Source organism: Collimonas silvisoli (genome assembly GCF_018305005.1).
GTDB lineage: Bacteria > Pseudomonadota > Gammaproteobacteria > Burkholderiales > Burkholderiaceae_D > Collimonas > Collimonas silvisoli.
The window spans coordinates 1-1,258 of the sequence record NZ_JAGQEG010000217.1; the positions used below are offsets into that span (position 1 = coordinate 1).

Below are 1,258 nucleotides of genomic sequence, written 5' to 3' on the forward strand. Positions count from 1 at the left end.
CACTCGCCGTCGCCGTCGCACCATTGCCGATCGCGACGTTGCCAGTGCTTTGGCCCAGAACGCCCGCCGTTGAATTCTGGCCGAGCGCCACCGAGCCCGCTCCATAGGCAGCGTTGGTGTTGCCGATGGCGACCGCGCCATTGCCGTTCGACGTGTTGTTCGCACCTACGGTCACTGCACCCGTACCGGTGGACGAGTTCGGATCGCCGATGGCTACCGCGCCGTCGCCGGAAACCGTCTGCTGCTCGCCGACCGCCACGGCGCCTGTCCCCGAAAGAACCTGCGAGTTGTGGCCCATTGCAACCGAGCCTGGGCCAGCCGCCGCCGCCACGGTATTGCTATCTCCCAGCGCAACACTCGATGTTGCATGCGCCATGGAGCCGTTACCAATCGCCGTCGCCATGTCTCCGTCAGCAGCTGCGTTATTGCCCACTGCCGTGGCACTGTTACCGGACGCGATCGTCTTTATCCCTACTGCCGTAGCATTGCTAGCGGTAGCCAACGCCTGATAGCCGACGACCGTGTCCCCAATGCCGGCGGTGTCGGTATTGCCACCAATCGCTATATTTTGGTCGTGCCTGGCGTTAGCACCGTCACCAATGGCAATGGACGACGTGCCCGACGCTACAGCACCGTTACCGACAGCTGTGGCGTTGGTGCCCGACGCACTCGCGCCCACACCACTCGCCAGCGAATTCGTGCCAGTCGCGCCGTCATTGTTGTAATTGGCTTGCTGTGTACCGCCGTCATTGACGCTGTAATAGTGCGTGCGCGACGCCGATACCGTCGTCGACAGTGAAGATAGGCCGCTGTTGGTTGTGCTCAGACCAGTTGACAGAGATGTAAGGCCTGACGACGTCGAGGTGGACAACGAGGCGACGTTGCTGTTCGTCGTGCTCAGACCGGTGGACAGCGACCCAATGTTGCTGGCATTCGTCGAGATGCCTGTTGACGCGGACGTCGAGAGCGAGGCGACGTTGCTATTGGTCGTGCTCAGGCCGGTCGAAGTCGAGGTCGACAGCGAGGCCACATTGCTGTTGGTCGTGCTCAAACCAGTCGAAGTCGAGGTCGACAGCGAAGTCACATTGCTATTCGTCGTGCTCAAGCCGGTCGACGTCGAAGTCGACAACGATGCCACGTTGCTGTTGGTGGTGCTCAAGCCAGTCGAGGTCGAAGTCGACAACGAGCCCACACTGCTGTTGGTCGTGCTCAAGCCAGTCGACGTCGAAGTCGACAACGATGCCACGTTGCTGTTGGT

1 protein-coding gene and 2 pseudogenes are annotated in these 1,258 nt (G+C 61.2%); 1 reads left to right on the plus strand and 2 read right to left on the minus strand.

Annotated features, from left to right (window positions below):
* Together KHU33_RS26625 and KHU33_RS26940 are read right to left on the minus strand one after the other, a co-directional pair.
* Positions 1–403: pseudogene (locus tag KHU33_RS26625) on the minus strand (hypothetical protein); the annotation flags it as partial.
* A gap of 9 nt (positions 404–412) precedes the next feature.
* A pseudogene (locus KHU33_RS26940) lies at positions 413–871 on the minus strand (YadA-like family protein); the annotation flags it as partial.
* Between KHU33_RS26940 and KHU33_RS26075 the strand changes: the two are divergent.
* Positions 768–1,258: hypothetical protein (locus KHU33_RS26075; protein ID WP_211468453.1), on the plus strand; the 491-nt coding region annotated here is incomplete at its 3' end. The pseudogene KHU33_RS26940 and the gene KHU33_RS26075 overlap by 104 nt on opposite strands.